Source organism: Haloarcula sebkhae (genome assembly GCF_014647415.1).
Taxonomy (GTDB): Archaea; Halobacteriota; Halobacteria; order Halobacteriales; family Haloarculaceae; genus Haloarcula; species Haloarcula sebkhae.
On the sequence record NZ_BMPD01000008.1, the window covers coordinates 95,481 to 113,368 of the forward strand.

The following is a 17,888-nucleotide window of genomic DNA, read 5'->3' on the forward strand; positions in this document are numbered from 1 at the left end:
GCAGGGACGCTAGTCGTCGGCTTCCGCAGCGGCTTCGGACTCCGCCTCGGCGGCGGCCTCGGCCTGTGATTCGAGGTACTCGTCGGCGTCGATGGCGGCTTTACAGCCCATCCCGGCGGCGGTAACGGCCTGCTGGTAGTGGTAGTCGACCACGTCGCCGGCACCGAAGATACCGTCTACGTCGGTGGCGGTCTGGTCGCCGCCGGTGCCGCCGTGGGTCTGGATGTAGCCGGTATCGTCCAGTTCGACACCAGTGTCTTCGAGATAGTCGGTGTTCGGCGTGTGGCCGATAGCGATGAAGACTGCCCCGACGTCGAAATCGAAGGTTTCGGTCCCCTCGTCGTCGAGCTTCTCGCTGGGATGGCCCTCGTCGTTCCGTGCGAGGGTGACGTGGTCGACCCCGTCCTCGGGGGAGCCGTGCATTTCCAGCAGTTCGGTGTTGCGCATGATCTCGATTTCACCCTCGTCGACCTTCTGCTGGACGCGGTCGATCCAGTAGTCCTCTGCGCGGAACTCCTCGCGGCGGTGTGCGATGTAGACGGTGTCGGCGAACTTCGTGAGGAAGTGGGCCTCTTCCATGGCCGCATCGCCGCCGCCGACGACGAGCATGTCCTCGCCGCGGAAGAACGCGCCGTCGCAGGTCGCACACGTCGAGACGCCGTAGCCCATCAGCTCGTCCTCGCCGGGGACGCCAAGCGTGCGGGCGCTGGCTCCGGAGGCGGCGATGAAGGCATCGCAGGTGTACACGTCACCGTTCGACAGTTCCACGCGGAACGGCCGCTCGCTGTCGTCGATGTCGTCGACGATACCGTGTTCGAGTTCAGCCCCGAAGCGCTCGGCCTGCTCTTTCATATTGTTGATGAGGTCCGGACCGGAGAGGCCCTCGGGGAAGCCGGGGAAGTTCTCGACCTCGCTGGTCAGCGTGAGCTGCCCACCAGGTTCGTCGCCTTCCAGAACGAGTGGGTCGTTGTTGCTTCTGGCGGCGTAGATGGCTGCTGTCAGTCCCGCTGCGCCCGTGCCAGCGACGATGAGTCGTCGGTGTTCGACCGATTCTGTCATTAGCCAAGTTAGACTACCAGGCCGTATTTAGCTTGTGTTGTCGTGCGCCAAACTCGCATCGGGACGACACGCTTAGGCCGCTGCCACCGTTCGCTGGGGGTATGGCCGCAGATCTCGAAGAGAAGACCGATCGCTACGAGGGACTGCTTGCGGAGGCACTTGACGCGGCATCAGTCGCGCCCCCCGAAGGGACGCCGATGCACGACGCCGCCCTAGACTGTGAGGAGATGGCGTCGTCGTACCTGGCGGACGGTCGCCACTTCAGGGACGACGACGACCTCGTGAACGCGCTGGCATCGTTCTCGTACGGGCACGCGTGGCTGGACGCGGGCGCACGCATCGGCCTGTTTGACGTGCCGACCGAGGGGCATCTGTTTACGGTCTGAAACTATGGTCTAATTTGGGTCCCAGTTCGGAAACCGACTAAGTGTCAACAGTCCTCCGAATCCCATGGGTTTCCATGAAACGGACCAGACGCGGTGTCCTACGGAGTATCGGTGCCGGAACAGCAATCGCAGTCGGTGGCGTCGGTACCGTGAGTGCCGCGCCGCCGAGAGACGGTGAGACGATTGCCGACATTGCCTCGAATGACGGCCGATTCACGATTCTGGTTGCGGCACTGGATGAAGCAGATCTTGTGGAGACGCTCGACGGAAACAGACAGCTGACAGTGTTTGCGCCAACCAATGCGGCGTTCAAAACCTTGCTGAGCGACTTAGGTATTAGCAAGGAGGAGCTGTTGAACCGAGACGATCTCGATGAAATCCTTACGTACCACGTTGCTCCAGGTCGTCGCGACGCCGAGTCGGTCACCACTTCCGACGAGGTGCCGACACTGAACGGAGCGAAAATATATGTCGATGGGACTGTTCTCAATGGCGGCCAGGCCAAAATTTTCGAGACGAACATCGAGGCCTCGAATGGATACATCCACGCGATCAACGGCGACAACGTTGATGGCGCCGGTGTCTTGCTCCCATAGGCCAGCGCACAGTACAGTTTGCGTGGTCATGACAGTGGACCGGAACGGCTCTCTCCCGATGTCTACCTACCCCTTGCTCGGTCGGGTCGACCCGATCCCCATCACTTCCGCTGATGCCTGGCTGCCCCGGTTTCGGTCGTAGGCAGCTATCATGGATTCGGCCAGAGGATATACGTGTGACCGGAGAGATAGGTTCGCTGATGGAGGGTGTCCTCTGGTACGTCCTCTCCGGGACCCGTGGGGGGCCAAACAGAGCCCGTATCCTCAAGACCCTCAAGCGACGGCCCCGGAATGCCAACCAACTAGCGGAGGACCTCAACCTTGACTACAAAACTGTCCGGCACCACCTCGACGTGCTGTTGGACAACGGCGTCGTTGACAACACCGGCGGCGACTACGGTTCTGTCTGCATGTTGACAGACAGGACCGAACAGTACTGGGACACTATCGAGGAAATCATCGCGGAGATCGAGTGACAATGGCTGAAAGCAAGAACGGAGTTTTACCACGAGCCGGCATAGGGGGGCACAGATGGCAGTCTGGATGACCGCGGCGAGTGTCGCCTCCGCGCTTAATGTCGTTGTGCTGCTGATGCTGCTGTCAGTCTGGGCCCGGAACTACCTAACGGTGCGCTCGAAGCACGCGCTGGGACTGACCGTCTTCGGGCTCCTGTTGCTCGCCGAGAACTGCCTGTCCGTCTACTATTATGTCCTTGATCCAGAGGTCGCCGTCTTGTTGCGAAGCGCCGCACCTGTCGCCGGCCGCGCAATGACGTTTGTCGCGATACTGGAACTCGGTGGGCTACTGTTTCTGGCGTGGATCTCGCTCGACTGAGCAGTCGCCACGATCCCCCTCAGACAGGGGCTGTCGCTGCATGAATGTATGTACCTGGTACGTAATTATAACCAAGCTGTATTGACTGGTAACATCGCTTTTTATATCTCATCACTCCCCCACGATGTGCGGAACCACACTGTGACTCCCGCTGACCCGGTAATTCCGGGACCCACTCGCCGTTCTCGACTGAACTGGAGTGGATGGAGCAAGGCGTGGGCTGGTCGTTCAGCGCCGTACCGACGGAGTCACACGGCGTTGCAGTCCCCCGATTACGCGTCAAGTTCAGGAGTTGGCGGTCACCGCCAAGGTTATATATCTCTACAGGGGCCATGCTATACCCTATCACGCCGTCATACTGCGGTTTATGCCGAAAATCGGAGAAAGATTTATATACTTTACGGACTAACTATAGGGTAAGACAAACCCCCAATCAGTCTTAAAATTTCTGCACCCGGCAGAACAGGACTCCCAATCATGAGTGAATCAACAACGCGGACAAGCACACGAGAACGAGACGAGCAAATCACCGAATCGACAGAACAGGAGGCCGTAGAGACCTGCCCCGAATGTAGTGGGAATGTCGTTACGGACACTGAGCACGGCGAAACAGTCTGTGAAGACTGTGGGCTGGTCGTCGAGGAGGACGAGATCGACCACGGACCGGAGTGGCGGGCGTTCAACTCCGCAGAGAAGGATCGCAAGTCCCGCGTCGGCGCGCCGACGACGAACATGATGCACGACAAGGGGCTCTCGACGAACATCGGCTGGCAGAACAAGGACGCCTATGGGCGCTCCCTCTCCAGCGAACAGCGGCAGAAGATGCAGCGGCTCCGGACCTGGAACGAACGGTTCCGGACCCGTGACTCCAAGGAACGCAACCTCAAGCAGGCACTCGGCGAAATCGACCGGATGGCCTCTGCGCTGGGGCTTCCCCAGAACGTCCGCGAGACATCCAGCGTCATCTATCGCCGTGCGCTCGGTGACGACCTGCTCCCGGGTCGCTCCATCGAGGGCGTTGCCACGTCCGCGCTCTACGCGGCCGCCCGTATGGCCGGGAATCCCCGGTCGTTGGACGAGATGGCCCGCGTCTCCCGCGTCGAAAAGATGGAACTCACGCGGACCTACCGCTACATCGTCCGAGAACTCAGCCTCGAAGTCCAGCCGGCGGACCCGGAACACTACCTCCCGCGGTTCATCTCCGACCTCGGACTCAGCGAGGAGACCCAGCGACAGGCCCGCGACCTCGTCGAAGGTGCTCGTCAGTCGGGGATGCTCTCCGGCAAATCGCCGGTCGGCATCGCAGCCGCGGCCGTCTACGCCGCCGCGTTGCTGACCAACGAGAAGGTCACACAGAGCCAGGTCAGCGACGTCGCTGACATCTCTGAAGTGACTATCCGAAACCGATACAAGGAGCTCCTCGAAGCCGAAGATCTTCCGGCCTGACGCTCGAGTGAAGGCAGACTAATGGGGAGACGACAAGGCTTTTTATCATTGGCTATGTGTGTGAGTAACATACATGGAGGAAGCGTACGTGCGATTGCTCTGTCCTGAGTGTAAGAAAGACTGGGAATCGACGCCGACAGATTTGCCGCGACACGACACGACGTTCCACTGCCCGAACTGTCACGCGAGCCATCGGCTCGCTGTTTTCACTCGTACGGAAAACGACTTGCAGACGCTGAAAGGACTGCAGTAACTACTCGCTCGTCGCCGAGCGTGCGCCACACGCCTCACAGCGGAGCAACAGCGCACCCTGTTCCCGCTCCAGTTGCGTGTCGGGCAGTCCACACTCCGAGCAGAGCACGAACTCGTCGACGTAGTCGTCGATGGACGCCTCGATACGGTCGGCATCGAACTCACCGGTCAGTCGTGCCCGTCCGCTTTCGTCGATGTGGCCGCTCGTCCCGAGGTCGTTCTGGAGGAACTTCATCACGTGGTCGTCCTCGCGTCCGAGTCGGGAACACGTCGACTGGAAGTTCTCGTAGACGGTGACGTTCCCCTCCTGTCGGACATCTGGATCGGGAACCTCGAACCGCTCGCTTGTGCCGTCGATCTCGGGCGTCTCCTCCATCGCCCGGTCGAGCATATCGTCGTATTCCATACTCATACGTCACAGAGCGGTCAACAAAAACTTTTCATACGGATTGTTGGAGCGATTTACCGGTCTGTGTCGACCTCGAGACCGGCGCTATCCGGAAATAATCTACAACAATCCGTATCAGCCGGTAGCTGCCGTTATCGCCAGGCTGTAAGTGTACAGGTCTCGTCCGCTACCATCGAAATCCAGGTGTCATCGTGGGCAATATCGGCGATGACGAACCGCTGCTGGCCGTCGACATCGTCGACAGCACACATCACATCAGACGCAGTGCCCGACCGACGGGTGGGACGTTCAACCTCGTAAGACACAATTGTTCATCTAGGATGTGCGGTAATGAATGTGTCGTACTCGTTTCGTCTTTTGATACTCCGAAACCCGACCGCTTACGCAACAAAACGTCTTGAGTATTGCTATTGCCGTTGTGAGTATCAAGGCCGATTCGACAATCGACGGTACTCACCGTCGGAGACAGCCGTTCTAAATCACCACGAGAAGCTCCGGAAGTGTCAGGGTGCGAGGCGGTTCTTGCGTCCCTTCATCTCCCGTTCGTAGTAATCGAAGGTCTTCGGACACCAGTCGGCCGCCAGGTCGAGCATCTCCTCTGTCATCTCCCGAATCTCCCACTGTGCGTCCGCCGCGGCTCGCATATCCGCGACGTGCATCAACATCCGGGCGTTCATCGACATCACGATGTTCACCTTGGTGCCGATCGGCAGTACGAACCGGGCGTCTTCCGGCGGCATTCCCAGCTCAAGCAGTTCCTGGTACGATTCGACCGCCTGCTCGATGGTATCCTTGAATATCTCTGTGCGCTTCTCGAACTCCTCGTCGGAGACGCTCGCTTTCTGCTGATTCCGGCCGATCCAGTCCGGGTCCGTCGCGGACGGCGGGGTCACGACCAATTCACCCTCACGGACGGCCTCGGGGTCTATGTCGTCGAAGGAGACGTACCGCATCGACTGCACGTCGAAGGAGACGTGTCGATGACGGGTGATTTGGGCCATACAGGAGCGGGAAACGCCTTCCACGGCGAAGGTGGCCTGCGCGTGTTCGAAGGGGCCGAAGTGGCCGTGGTCGAGCAGATGCCCGATGAGCGTTTCCTTTTTATCGTCGAGGGTGTCGCCGTCGACCTCAGCCATCGTCGCTTCGAACGACTGGCTGCCGACGGAGGTGTCGCTGTAGTCGTTGCGTGCTGCCTTGCAGATGAGATCCTCGGGGTCGTCTGTCGCTTCGAGCAGCTTTACGTCCATATCGGGTGGGCGAACCGGAGCGGCAAAATACTTCCTTCCCGGACCGACAGGGCGTTCGGACCACCTGTGGATGGCTCCGTACTCAGATGTCCTGCCAGTCGGTCGGCTCGCCGGCCAGGCCGAGTACGCGGGCCTCTCGGCCGCCGCCCTCCGCGTCGCGCACGTCGATCATCCCGTCGAACGCCTGCTTGATGACCTGCAGGGTCTGGTCGTCGTGGGCTCCCGAGTCGATAGTGAATACGCCAATGTAGCCCGCGGAGTCCAGCCGCGAGGACAGCACGTGACAGAACTTGAAGACGGTCTTCTTGTCCGTGTATGTCAGCATCGTCGACAGCGAGACGAGGGCTAGCCGGCCCTGTTCGTTGCCGGCGTTGTGCAGCCCCTCCAGCGCCTTCGTGATGCCGATACCGATGCCGGTGAGATCACCGGGCGAAGAGACGTGGTGGGCGTGGGCGTTGCCAATGGCCTCCTCGTCCGTACCACCCTCGCCGCGACAGTCGATGACACCGAGCTGGGAGCCGTCAAGGTCGGGCACGAGCGATCGGAACTCCTCGACGACGCTGCCCGCGCCGTCACCGGTCGTCACGACCACTGCGCCGTCACCCTTGTCCAACCCATCGGCGAGAATATCGTATGCGAGTCGTTCCTTCCCGCTCATTGCTGGGCCGGAGATCAGGATACTAGATCCTGGCCGGACCTCACTGAGCGCATCGAACTCTAGTACTGAGGTGAGATCATACATTGTTTGTCGCTCAGTTGTCTTCATCGTCGCTCAGTCCGCGAAGCGTTGCGATGAAATCGGAGTCGTCTTCGATGCCACCGAGTGTCTCCGAGAGGTCGTCTCGCATCTCCACGACTCTCTGGGTTAGTTCGTCGTACTGGTCGCTCTCCGCCAGTTCCGCGCTCGACTTCGTCGCTTCGAGCGTCGCCTGCTTCTCGACGAGTGCGTAGTACTCCTGCAGCAACGAGTCGTACTCGGAGCGGTCGAGCAGATTGTCGACCGTCTCGTGGAGCTGTTCGCTCCGGATCGGCTTCGAGAGGTATGCATCAAAGCCCATCTCTAGAATATCGAAGTCCGGCTCGACGGCGGTGACCATCGCTACTCGACAGCCTAAGTTCCGTTCACGTATGCGCTCAAGCACTTCGTCCCCGGAGAGACCGGGCATCATCCGATCGAGCAGGACGACGTCGACATCTGCGTCCAGTTGCTCTAGGCCCTCGTCGCCGTTCTGTGCCATGCGGACCTCGTACTCCTGTTGCAGCCACAGTTTGTACGTCTCGGCAACATCTGGTTCGTCTTCGACGATAAGCACCACAGGTAGGTCCGAATCTGACATAATGTTCTACTATCCCCCGTTTGCATATCCACGTACATAGCCCTGTGGGTGCGGGCGTGCAGCGCGTCTCGGCCGGTGACAGAACGATACCCACATCCGGGACGACGGTCAATAGGCGGGTAATGATTCGAAATCTCGCCCGTGGGCAACAGGCCTTCACGAGCAACGTGTTCCTCGTCACCGGGGAGCGAACCGTGCTGGTGGACGTCGGTAACGAGTTCGATGTGGTGTCGGCTGTCGAAGAACACGTCGACGATATCGACGCTGTCGCCGTCACCCACACCCACTACGACCACGTCGAGAACCTCGACAGTGTCGTCGACGCCTTCGACGCCTCGGTGTACGGCTACGACACGGACCAGGACGGAATCGAGCACGCTATCGCCGACGACGAGACGATACAGCTTGGCGATCACGACTACCGGGCGCTGCACACGCCCGGCCACAAGAACGACCATCTCTGCTTCTACTCGGACGACGCCGGCATCCTGTTCGCTGGTGATCTCGTGTTCGCCAACGGGAGCTTCGGCCGGACCGACCTTGACGAAGGGAATCGGGACCTGCTCGTCGACAGCATCGAGCGGGTACTGTCGGTTGTCGACGAGGACCTACAGGAGATGCACACCGGCCACGGACCGAGCGTCACCGACGCGCCGTATCAGGACATCGAACTGGCGCTGCAAGCCGCGAAGTTCTGAGGCCGGCTCAGCGCACAGTTTTCAGTCGAACGCACAGGCCAGTAGCGCATCGTAGGCGTGGTCGTACGCATCGGCGACAGCGGCCGGGTCACTGCGTTGTTCGCTGTCGAGTGCGGGCAGGCGTACCGCGGCGACCTGTTCGATGAGGTCGACGACGTTCGGCACCCGCTCCTCCAGTTGGCCGTCGCCGGGGCCGCCGGTGGCGATCTGACAGGCCTTGGCGTACCGGTCGCCGTCGTAGATGCGTGCTCGGCCCGGTTCGACGACGGCGACGGCGTCCGGTTCGATGCCCGACAGCGGCCGGGCCACGTCGCCGTAGGATTCGACGACCGCCCGGTCCGCCGCTTCGATATCTGCTGCGAGCGAGTCCAGCGCTTCGACGTGCATCACCCGCATCAGGTCGTTGAAGTCGGCGATCGAGGTCACTCGCGGGGCGTTGGCAAGTGGGAGTCGTTCGGAAACGGACTCCGGCAAGTCGACGGTCCCGTTGACGACGTACTCGACGCCCGTCTCGGAACTCGGGCGGCCGACCCGGTCGACGACGAACTGCTGGTTTTCCTTGCCGAGCAGGCCCGTCTCGGCTCCCGGTGAGGGGTGCCAGAGGCGGTGAATCGGATTGATCTCTTCCGGCGCGACGTCGCTCGGTGACGCAGCCGCGAGGCGCTTTGCGTCCTTGCCGTACAGTCGCCCCTCGTTCGTTGCTCGCTGGTAGTCGTCGTGGTCGAACCAGTAGTTGTTGCCCGCTCTGGGCTTGAACCCCTGGGCGCTGGTCCGTTCGAGCAGGCCGACGCTGAACGTGGTCTTGCCCGCGTCGACCCGGTCACTGCCGGCGACGAGGAGCTTCATGACTCGGCGAGGCCGTACAGTCCGACGACGTCGTCGTCCTGCGGGTCGGCGATCACGAGGTCGTCCTGATTGAAGATCATCCACGGGATCGCCCAGTCGATGAACACCGACTCGTTGGCCTCGTTGAGTTCCGCATCCGCCGGGAGACCCTGCAGGAGGCGGGCGATTTCTGGGATGGTGTACAGTTTGTCGGCATCGAGAATATCTGCGGGTTCGTGGAGCTCGAACGACAGTATCTCGTCGAACTCCTGCTTGTCGACAGGCATACCCGCTGGTATGCCGAGCGAGTGGGTAAATCCCTCGAACTGGCCGGAACCCATTTACTCGCTGGGCCGGATTGTTCAGTAATGGCCACGCTGCTCGTTGCGTACGCCTTTTTTCTGCTTGTCGTGGCCGTCGTCCTCGGGACGCTGTCGGTGTATGCGTGGAGCCGGCGTGACTCTCCCGGCGGGACCGCGCTCTCTGTTCTGCTTGCCGGGCTCTCGATATGGGACCTCTGTGCTGCGGTTGGTGTTTTGACGCGTGGGACTGAGTGGGCTCTGTTCTTCGCGTACGGCGTGTTCGTCGGCGTGATGCCCGCGATGGCCGGCCTGTTCGTGTTCGCGCTGGCCTACACCGACCACGACCGCTATCTCGGCTGGCAGACCGTCGCGTTACTGTCTGTCGAACCCCTCGTCTTCTTTGCGGCACTGTTTGGCGGCCCCGATGGGTTGATATACCGGATTTCTGGTCCCACAGACGCCGCTATGTACGGCTGGGAGATTACCGTCGGGCCTGTCTTCTGGGGACATCTGGTGTACTCCTACGCACTCATTGCCGTGTCGAGTGCGCTCATTATCCACTACGCACTCGTCTCCGGCCATCTGTATCGGAAGCAGGTGTACGCCGTTCTGCTGGCCATCGCCTTCCCGTGGTTCGGGAGCGTTCTCAGCATCTTCGGCGACACCGGCATCGAACTCACACCGCTGTTGCTGGCGGGAACCGGGATCATTCTCACGTGGGCGTTCTTCAGGGGACGACTGCTGGACATCTCGCCGGTCGCCCACCGGGAGGTCGTCGAGTCGCTCAACAGCGCTGTGTTCGTCGTCGACACGAACGATACAATCATCGAGGCCAACGACGCCGGCCGTCAGCTACTCGAAGACCAGGCTCTCGTCGGTCAATCCGTCGAGGCCGCGCTCGAACCGTCGCCCGACCTCCTCGAAAAGTACCGCGGTTTGAACGACGACGCCGAGGAAACGCAGGCCGTCATCGAGCAGCGCGACCGGTTTTTCGACGTCCAGCTCACACCGCTGTACGACTCCCGTGACGCGCTGGTCGGGCGCGTCTTTCTCGTTCATGAGATCACTGAGCAGAAGCAGCGGGAGCGAGAACTCGAACGTCGGAACCAGCAGCTCGACCAGTTCGCCGCTGTCCTCTCCCACGACCTTCGGAACCCGTTGAACGTGGCTTCGGGCCGACTGGCGCTGGCTCGGGAACGCAACGACCCCGAGGAGTTCGACCGCGTCGAGGAAGCCCACGAACGGATGAGCAGCCTCATCGACGAGGTGCTGGCATTCGCCCGCGACGAGAAGTCGACCGACCGAGTCGAGCTACAGCTCTCGGCGCTGGCGAAGGCGGCCTGGGGCCACGTCGACACCGGCGGTGCGACGCTGCAAATCGACGGCGACAGGGAGATCACTGGCGACCGCGACCAGCTCCTGCAGCTGTTCGAGAACGTGTTCCGGAACAGTGTCGAACACGGTAGCAAAAGCGGCCGACAAGGGGCCGACGACGGGCGTAGTCGAACGGAGCCCGACGACAATGTGGGTCGGGAAGACGCAGGGGTGACGATACGCGTCGATGCCACCTCCGACGGGTTCACAATCGGTGACGACGGCCCCGGTGTGCCGCCCGGGGAACGGGAGGAGATATTCACGCACGGCGTCACCAGTTCCGAGTCGGGAACCGGCCTCGGACTGGCCATCGTCCAGCATGTCGTCGGGTCCCACGGGTGGGACGTCGAGATGACGGAGAGTCGGTCCGGCGGCGCGAAACTCGTCATCTCGGGGCTCGAAACAAGGCCGACACGGCTGTCTGAGGTCTCGTCGTAAGCAGCCAACAGTATAAGGCCCGCTCGGCTGTGAACTGCGATATGGCTGACGACGATCACACTGGTGCCTTGCTCGCTCGGCTGTCCCGCACACAGAAACTCGCGCTCGTCCGCGGCGCAACTGACCCGGAGGGCACAGCGACGGGGTACCTGCCGGGCGTGGAAGAGGCCGGGATTCCGCCATTTCGGCTCGTCGACGGGCCGCTTGGCATCCGAGCAGAGGGACAGCGTGCGACTGCTTTTCCGGCATCGATCGCGACCGCTGCGACGTTCGACACCGACCTGGCCCGTCGACAGGGCGCAGCGATGGGCCGCGAAGCGACGGCGCTCGGACAGGACGCGCTGCTCGCACCTGGCGTGAACATCATTCGGGTCCCGCAGTGTGGTCGCAACTTCGAGTATCTTTCCGAGGACCCGGTCCACGCCGGCGCTGTCGGGGCTGGCCTCGTCGACGGCATCCAGTCCGCGGATGTCGTCGCCACGGTGAAACACTTCGTCGCCAACAATCAGGAGACACATCGCACGACCGTCAGCGCCGAAGTGGACGAGCGGACGCTCCGTGAGCTGTATCTCCCGCCGTTCCGCGCGGCCGTCGACGCTGGCGTCGGGTCGGTGATGACGGCGTACAATCGGGTGAACGGCACACACATGAGCGACCACGAGCGCCTCGTCGGCGACGTGCTCAAAGGTGAGTGGGAATTCGACGGCTACGTCGTTTCGGACTGGTATGGACTGGAGAGTACCGTCGGCGCGGCGAACGCAGGCATAGACGTAGAGATGCCCGGGGTCGCGGCCCCCGGGGCAGCGGAAGCCGCCGACAGTGACACTGCGGATGATGCCGAGGAGTTCGAGTGGCCCGACGGCATCCCGGACGCGACCCACGCGGGCCTGTTCGGCGACCCGCTGGCCGAAGCCCTCGACAGCGGCGAGGTCCCGGCTGAACGCCTTGACGACATGGTCCGGCGAATTCTCGGTCAGATGGCCCGATTCGGACGGCTGGACAGCAGTCGGAGCACCGCCGAAGGCGGTGAAACCGACGACGATGCGGGTGAACTCGACAGTCAGCGACACCGAGATATCGCTGCGGACGTGGCGGCCCGCGGGACCGTGCTGCTCGACAACGACGGCGTCCTGCCGCTGGCTGACGGAGCGGACGTGGCTGTCATCGGGCCGAACATCGACGAGCCGAAACTGGGTGGCGGCGGCTCTTCCGAAACGACGCCGGTCCACTCAGTCACACCAGTCGAGGGAATCGAATCCCGTGCCGAGGGCGCAGTCACGACAGCGTTCGGCGTCCCGCAGATAGAGTCCGTTTCGCTGTTCGACCTCCTGCCGTTCGTCGGCGAGGACGACGAGGCCGACGGTTCGGCCGAGGACACCACCCGACGGGAGCCGTCGCCCGACGACGCTGTCGACGCGGCCGAGGCAGCCGATGTCCCCGTCGTGTTCGTGCGCGACGCGACGACTGAAGCGCGGGACCGGGACACGCTTGCACTGCCGGGCCGGCAAGACGAACTCGTCTCGGCCGTCGCCGCAGCCAACGAGAACACCGTGGTCGTCGTCCGCTCCGGCGGCCCCGTCGAACTGCCGTGGCGCGAGGACGTGGCCGCGGTCCTCGAACAGTGGTACCCCGGGCAGGCGGACGGCGACGCGGCGGCCGCTGTCCTCTACGGCGACCGCGACCCGAGCGGCCGGCTCCCGGTCACCTTCGCCCCCGAACGCGAGTACCCGACTGCAGGAGTCGAGCGCCGCTACCCCGGCGTTGACGATGAAGTCCACTACGACGAGGGCGTGTTCGTCGGCTACCGACACTTCGACAACGAAGACGCGGACCCGACCTATCCGTTCGGGCACGGTCACTCGTATGCGACGTTCGAATACGGCGAAGCCGAACACACAGGCGAGCGGACGGTCGCAGTTCCAGTCGAGAACGTCGCTGACAGGTCGGGCCGGGAAGTCGTTCAGGCCTACGTCCGACCGCCGTCCGTGGACGGCGTCGACCGCCCACAGCGGGAACTCGCCGGGTTCGAGGCGGTACAGTTAGCCGCCGGCGAGCGGCAGACTGTGAAACTGACGCTGGACGATCTGGCGTTCTCACGGTACGACCCAGATTCCGGATGGACGGTCGATACTGGAACCTACACCGTCGAAATCGGCCGGTCGTCGCGAGACATTCGGACGACACTCCATGTCGATCGCTAGCGCGTCAGATCTCCTGCGACTGAAATCCCGACGTATCCGCTGAAAACCGTCTGAAGCCGGAAATTCGCGGCCGGGGATTTCAAGCCCCCCGAATACATATAGCCAGTCATGAGTCAGACGCTCGAAACCATGGAGCCGAATCCGGTGTGGGTCGAAGACGCCTATTCCGACACCGTCGACGTTCTCACACGCTATGCTGACGAGTTCGAGTACAAGATCTGGGGCGGCGACTGGTGTAAGGACTGCCGGGCCCAGCTCCCCGACTTCGGGGCGGCCCTGAAAGCCGCCGGCGTTCCGGACGCCCAGATTCACCACTACCCTGTCGAGAAGGAAGACGACGGCTCGAAGACCGGTCCCAAAGTCGAAGAGTATGACATCGAACTCATCCCGACGGTTGTCGTCGAACACGACGGCGAGGAGATCGCCCGCTTCGTCGAAGAAGAGCCGGTCCCTATCGCAGTGTATCTCGCCGACAAAATCGAAGCCGCAATGTCGTAGTCTTATTCCGTATCGTCGGTCGTCTCGCCCCAGTCTAACGCCGTCTTGAGGTTGTGTTTCGGCGGCGAGCAGGCGAAGTTCCGGCAGGCGTACACCGTCGGCCGGTCGTCGATCTGCTCGCGGCCGGCCCAGATCGGCGGCGACTCGTCCACCTCCAGTGTGTCGAGCCGCTGCTCGAAACGACTTTTCTCGGCTGGCCGGTGAGCCAGCAAGCGCCGCGGGATGTACTGCTCGGCGAGGGTCTCCGTCCACTCAGTCGGGTAGTCTGACTGGTCGCCGACCAGCGTGAGCTCCAGCGCACCCTGCTCGTAGGTGTCCGTCGCCAGCGTGAGCGAGGCGTGTTGGAGCGGGTTCGAGGAGACGCGGTCGGCATGCGTTCGGATGGCCTGCTCGGCCACGCTCTCGAAGCGGTCGTCGTCGCTGAAATGGGATAGCGACAGCAGGAGGTCGACAGCGACACCCGTACTCGACGGTGTCGACTGGTCGGTCAGTTCCTGCGGCCGTGCGACCAGCGATTCGCCGCCGGTCGGGGTGAAAAACAGCGTGCCCTGTTCGTCGTCCCAGAACGCCTCGGTGATGGCCTGCCCGAGGTCCATCGCGAACGCGAGATGCTCAACGTCCCCGGTCGCCTCGAACAGCGTCAGCGCACCGCGGCCGAGGAACGCGTAGTCCTCCAGGTAGCCGTCGATAGCCACGTCGCCGTCCTTGTACCGGCGGTTGAGTCGCCCTGCATTGTCGTCCCACAGGTGCTCCCGGACGAACGAGAGGGCGTTGGCGGCCACGTCGGCATACTGGTCGTCGAGTACAATCGCGCCCTCGGCCAGCGTCCGAATCATCAGGCCGTTCCAGCCGGCCAGCACCTTCTCGTCGCGGGCCGGTCGCGGTCTGCTCTCTCTGGCCTCGAAGGTCTCGTTTAGCGCCCGCTGGAGGCTCGCCGTGATTTCGTCCTCAGTTTGGTCGTACTCCTCGGCCAGCACAGATACCGGCTTTCGGACGGCGAGTACGGTCGCGCCCTCGAAGTTGCCCCGCTCCGTGACGCCGAAGTAGTCACAGAAAATCTCGGCGTCCGTCTCGTCGTCGACAGCATCGCGGACCTGCTCGGGCGTCCAGACGTAGAACAGTCCCTCTTCCGTCTCGCCCTCAGGCTCATCGATTGGCGCACTTTCCGCGTCCAGTGTGCTGAAGAAACCTCCTTCTGGATGTTGCATCTCGCGCTGAACGAACTCGAAGGTCTCCCGGACGACCGAGGCGTAGCGCTCTGAGCCGATAGCCTGATAGCCGGCGAGGAAGGCACGGGGAATCTCGGCGTTGTCGTACAGCATTTTCTCGAAGTGCGGAACGGCCCACTGCTGGTCCGTCGCGTAGCGGTGGAAGCCGCCGCCGACGTGGTCGTACAGCCCCCGGTCGGCCATCACGTCCAGCGTCTCCTCGACGACGTTCAGGTAGTCTTCTTGTCCATCGTCAGCATATGCCCGCAACAACGCGTGCAGTCTCCCGTTCTGGGGGAACTTCGGGCCGCCGGAGCCCCAGCCACCGTCCTGCCTGTCGGCCCCACGATGGGCAATCGTTCCGGCGGTCTGGATGATGTCTTCGGCAGGGTCCTCGGGGTCAGCCGGCGTCGCTTCGAGGTCGCTCTCGATAGCCTCGGTCCACTGCCGGGCGCGGTTCTCCATCTCCTCGCGCTGCTCGGGGTCCGACCACGAGCCTGAAAGGCGCTGGAGCAGGTCGCCAAAGCCCGGCTGCCCGCGCTTTTCCTCCGGCGGGAAGTACGTCCCGACGTAGAACGGCTCCCCCTCCGGCGTGAGCCAGGCTGACAGCGGCCAGCCACCGCCGCCGGTCACCTGCTGACAGATGCTCATGTACACCGAATCGAGGTCCGGGCGCTCCTCGCGGTCGACCTTTATCGGGACGAAGTTCTCGTTCAGTTGTTCGGCGATGGCCTCGTCCTCGAAGCTCTCCTCCTCCATGACGTGGCACCAGTGACACGCCGCGTAGCCGATCGAGAGGAAGATGGGCACGTCCCGTTCCTTGGCGGCCTCTAGGGCCGTCTCGTCCCAGGGCTGCCAGTTGACCGGATTGTCCGCGTGCTGGCGAAGATATGGGCTCTCCGCCTCGTCGAGTCGGTTTCGGGCCGTCGGGTCCGTGGCGTCGCTCATACCCGTGGCTGGGAGCGCCGCGGTGAAAAGGAACGCGACGCCGGCAGCGACGCCTCACTCGCCCGCCAGCCGGATTCCATGGGCGATGACGTACATCAGGGCAATTCCAGCGCCGACGGCGAGAATAAAATCACCGAGCAGGGCCAGTAGTGCACCCAGCGCGGAGTTCTCGGCACCGAAGAAGGCGATGGCATAGAACGGGAGGCTCCCGGCAACGAACACGCCGACGAGTTTCGCGAGTGGCACGGCCTCCGAAAGTATCTGGGCGCTGTCGATCTCTCCTGTTGCGGGGTCGATGAATGGGCGGGGAGGGGACACACACCTGTCTGGCAGGCGGTCGGGTGAAGTAGCTCCCGGTCTCCGTCTGGCGACTCGTCGGCGCTCGACACAGAAACGACCGCCACAGTCAGCGAAAACCGGCGAAAAGACAATACTTACGTGAGAGCCCATCCGGCCTTCGGGTATGTCAGAGACAGTGCTGCTCGTGGGTGGCGGCGGCCGGGAACACGCGATTGCGCGCTCGCTCGCGGACTCGCCGGGGGAGCTGTACGCCTGTGCCAGCAACCGGAACCCGGGCATCGTCGCCCTCGCCGACGGCTTCGAGGCACTCGATACGACCAATCCGAAGGCAGTGACGACCTACGCTCGGGAGGTCGACGCCACGCTGGCGGTCATCGGCCCCGAGGCGGCCCTCGCCGCTGGGGTCGCTGACGCGCTGGATGACGCCGGAGTCTACACCTTCGGGCCACAGGAACAGGAGGCCCGCATCGAGACGGACAAGGCGTTCCAGCGGCGGTTCATGCGCGAACACGACATCCCCGGCTGTCCGGACTTCGAGACGTTCGAGGACATGGAGGCCGCCTGCGAGTACATCGACGAGTACGACGGCGACCTCGCGGTCAAGCCTGCCGGGCTGACCGGCGGTAAGGGCGTCCGCGTCATCGGTGACCAGTGCACCGTCGAGGAGGCCAAAGAGTACCTCCGAAGCTCCGACTACGACCGCGTCGTCCTCGAAGAACGCCTCGTCGGCGAGGAGTTCACCGTTCAGGCCTTTGTCGCCAACGGCCAGCTGCGTGTCACTCCGGCAGTACAAGACCACAAGCGAGCCTACGAGGGCGACGAGGGGCCGAACACCGGCGGCATGGGGAGTTACTCCGACGCCAGCCTCCACCTCCCGTTCATGGACGAGGACGACTACATGGACGCCGTCGATGTGCTCCGTGCGACCGTCGAGGCCCTCGACGGCTACAAGGGCGTGCTGTACGGCCAGTTCATGCTCACTGAGACCGGGCCACGCGTCGTGGAGTTCAACGCCCGCTTTGGTGACCCCGAGGCGATGAACACGCTGCCGATGCTGAACACGGACTTCCTCGACGTGCTGACTGCTGCCCGCGACGGTGACCCGCTGCCACAACTCTCGTTCCGCCCGATGGCGACCGTCTGCAAGTACGCCGTCCCAGACGGATACCCGACCGACCCCGACGCCGGGGCGAAGGTGACCATCGACGACGATGTAATCGCCGAAGTCGTCCAGGATCATCGCGAGCAGTCTGGCGACGACGCGGAGACAGCCCCGGAGGCACTGCTGTTCTACGCCAGCGTCGACGACCGCGAGGACGGCATCTACACGACCACCTCCCGGTCCTACGCCGTTGTTGGCCTGGCAGAGACGATTAGCGACGCGGAGGCCATCGCCGAGGAAGCGCTGCAGCGGGCCGGTACGGAGGGCCTCCGGGTCCGCCACGACATCGGCAAAGCCGACCTCGTCCAGCAGCGTATCGACCACATGGACGACATCCGCGGCGGCGCGGACTGAGCGCGCGGCATCGG

At 63.0% G+C, this 17,888-nt stretch carries 21 protein-coding genes; 11 read left to right on the forward strand and 10 right to left on the reverse strand.

Annotated features, from left to right (window positions below):
* Nucleotides 1-9: 9 nt before the first annotated feature.
* Complete coding sequence (locus tag IEY38_RS18440) at nt 10-1,059, reverse strand: NAD(P)/FAD-dependent oxidoreductase (RefSeq protein WP_188980112.1); 1,050 nt, start codon at nt 1,057-1,059, stop codon at nt 10-12.
* A gap of 101 nt (nt 1,060-1,160) precedes the next feature.
* Between IEY38_RS18440 and IEY38_RS18445 the strand changes: the two genes are divergently transcribed.
* The 6 genes from IEY38_RS18445 (at nt 1,161) to IEY38_RS18470 (ending at nt 4,574) form a co-directional block, all read left to right on the forward strand.
* Nucleotides 1,161-1,445, forward strand: coding sequence for a DUF357 domain-containing protein (locus tag IEY38_RS18445; protein WP_170096287.1), 285 nt, complete (start codon nt 1,161-1,163; stop codon nt 1,443-1,445).
* 74 nt (nt 1,446-1,519) lie between these two features.
* Nucleotides 1,520-2,041, forward strand: coding sequence for a fasciclin domain-containing protein (locus tag IEY38_RS18450; RefSeq protein WP_188980114.1), 522 nt, complete (start codon nt 1,520-1,522; stop codon nt 2,039-2,041).
* A gap of 200 nt (nt 2,042-2,241) precedes the next feature.
* Nucleotides 2,242-2,517, forward strand: a complete 276-nt coding sequence (locus tag IEY38_RS18455) for an ArsR/SmtB family transcription factor (RefSeq protein ID WP_188980116.1) — start codon at nt 2,242-2,244, stop codon at nt 2,515-2,517.
* Nucleotides 2,518-2,572: 55 nt separating this feature from the next.
* Nucleotides 2,573-2,875, forward strand: coding sequence for a hypothetical protein (locus IEY38_RS18460; protein ID WP_188980118.1), 303 nt, complete (start codon nt 2,573-2,575; stop codon nt 2,873-2,875).
* Between the two features lie 477 nt (nt 2,876-3,352).
* Nucleotides 3,353-4,321, forward strand: a complete 969-nt coding sequence (locus IEY38_RS18465; RefSeq protein WP_004592494.1) for a transcription initiation factor IIB — start codon at nt 3,353-3,355, stop codon at nt 4,319-4,321.
* A 73-nt stretch (nt 4,322-4,394) separates the two neighbouring features.
* Nucleotides 4,395-4,574, forward strand: coding sequence for a DUF7836 family putative zinc-binding protein (locus tag IEY38_RS18470; protein WP_004515550.1), 180 nt, complete (start codon nt 4,395-4,397; stop codon nt 4,572-4,574).
* On the opposite strand, the gene IEY38_RS18475 is transcribed toward IEY38_RS18470, so the two are convergent.
* From IEY38_RS18475 to IEY38_RS18495, 5 genes are all read right to left on the reverse strand, one after another.
* Nucleotides 4,575-4,979: a translation initiation factor IF-2 subunit beta gene (locus IEY38_RS18475; RefSeq protein ID WP_170096285.1), complete on the reverse strand. Its 405-nt coding sequence runs from the start codon at nt 4,977-4,979 to the stop codon at nt 4,575-4,577. It abuts the gene before it with no gap.
* Between the two features lie 134 nt (nt 4,980-5,113).
* On the reverse strand, nt 5,114-5,287 hold the full coding sequence (locus IEY38_RS18480) for a DUF7556 family protein (protein WP_154021034.1): 174 nt from the start codon (nt 5,285-5,287) through the stop codon (nt 5,114-5,116).
* Nucleotides 5,288-5,485: 198 nt separating this feature from the next.
* Nucleotides 5,486-6,229 (reverse strand): FAD-dependent thymidylate synthase, encoded by a 744-nt coding sequence (thyX, locus tag IEY38_RS18485; RefSeq protein WP_188980120.1) that lies wholly within the window; start codon nt 6,227-6,229, stop codon nt 5,486-5,488.
* An 82-nt stretch (nt 6,230-6,311) separates the two neighbouring features.
* Nucleotides 6,312-6,971 (reverse strand): RAD55 family ATPase, encoded by a 660-nt coding sequence (locus IEY38_RS18490; RefSeq protein ID WP_170096283.1) that lies wholly within the window; start codon nt 6,969-6,971, stop codon nt 6,312-6,314.
* A gap of 10 nt (nt 6,972-6,981) precedes the next feature.
* Nucleotides 6,982-7,566 carry a response regulator transcription factor gene (locus tag IEY38_RS18495; protein ID WP_188980122.1) on the reverse strand — a complete coding sequence of 195 codons (585 nt, stop codon included), beginning with the start codon at nt 7,564-7,566 and terminating at the stop codon, nt 6,982-6,984.
* A 122-nt stretch (nt 7,567-7,688) separates the two neighbouring features.
* On the opposite strand from IEY38_RS18495, the gene IEY38_RS18500 reads away from it, so the two are divergent.
* Nucleotides 7,689-8,264 (forward strand): MBL fold metallo-hydrolase, encoded by a 576-nt coding sequence (locus IEY38_RS18500; RefSeq protein WP_188980124.1) that lies wholly within the window; start codon nt 7,689-7,691, stop codon nt 8,262-8,264.
* 21 nt (nt 8,265-8,285) lie between these two features.
* On the opposite strand, the gene IEY38_RS18505 is transcribed toward IEY38_RS18500, so the two are convergent.
* Both IEY38_RS18505 and IEY38_RS18510 read right to left on the reverse strand, forming a co-directional pair.
* Nucleotides 8,286-9,110 carry an ATPase gene (locus tag IEY38_RS18505; RefSeq protein ID WP_188980126.1) on the reverse strand — a complete coding sequence of 275 codons (825 nt, stop codon included), beginning with the start codon at nt 9,108-9,110 and terminating at the stop codon, nt 8,286-8,288.
* A complete protein-coding gene (locus tag IEY38_RS18510) occupies nt 9,107-9,430 on the reverse strand; it encodes a DUF5827 family protein (protein WP_188850945.1) in 324 nt (107 codons plus the stop codon). The genes IEY38_RS18505 and IEY38_RS18510 overlap by 4 nt, the downstream gene beginning before the upstream one ends.
* A 27-nt stretch (nt 9,431-9,457) precedes the next feature.
* On the opposite strand from IEY38_RS18510, the gene IEY38_RS18515 reads away from it, so the two are divergent.
* From IEY38_RS18515 to IEY38_RS18525, 3 genes are all read left to right on the forward strand, one after another.
* Nucleotides 9,458-11,203 carry a histidine kinase N-terminal 7TM domain-containing protein gene (locus IEY38_RS18515; RefSeq protein ID WP_188980132.1) on the forward strand — a complete coding sequence of 582 codons (1,746 nt, stop codon included), beginning with the start codon at nt 9,458-9,460 and terminating at the stop codon, nt 11,201-11,203.
* Nucleotides 11,204-11,244: 41 nt separating this feature from the next.
* Nucleotides 11,245-13,404 (forward strand): beta-glucosidase, encoded by a 2,160-nt coding sequence (locus IEY38_RS18520; protein WP_188980135.1) that lies wholly within the window; start codon nt 11,245-11,247, stop codon nt 13,402-13,404.
* 108 nt (nt 13,405-13,512) lie between these two features.
* On the forward strand, nt 13,513-13,902 hold the full coding sequence (locus IEY38_RS18525) for a thioredoxin family protein (protein WP_170096276.1): 390 nt from the start codon (nt 13,513-13,515) through the stop codon (nt 13,900-13,902).
* Nucleotides 13,903-13,904: 2 nt separating this feature from the next.
* On the opposite strand, the gene IEY38_RS18530 is transcribed toward IEY38_RS18525, so the two are convergent.
* Both IEY38_RS18530 and IEY38_RS18535 read right to left on the reverse strand, forming a co-directional pair.
* Entirely contained in the window at nt 13,905-16,058 is a 2,154-nt protein-coding gene (locus IEY38_RS18530; RefSeq protein WP_188980136.1) for a thioredoxin domain-containing protein, read from the reverse strand.
* Nucleotides 16,059-16,112: 54 nt separating this feature from the next.
* A complete protein-coding gene (locus tag IEY38_RS18535; RefSeq protein WP_188980138.1) occupies nt 16,113-16,376 on the reverse strand; it encodes a hypothetical protein in 264 nt (87 codons plus the stop codon).
* Nucleotides 16,377-16,521: 145 nt separating this feature from the next.
* Here IEY38_RS18535 and purD point away from each other — a divergent pair, with 145 nt between their 5' ends.
* Complete coding sequence (purD, locus tag IEY38_RS18540) at nt 16,522-17,874, forward strand: phosphoribosylamine--glycine ligase (RefSeq protein ID WP_188980140.1); 1,353 nt, start codon at nt 16,522-16,524, stop codon at nt 17,872-17,874.
* The last annotated feature ends 14 nt before the right edge of the window (nt 17,875-17,888 follow it).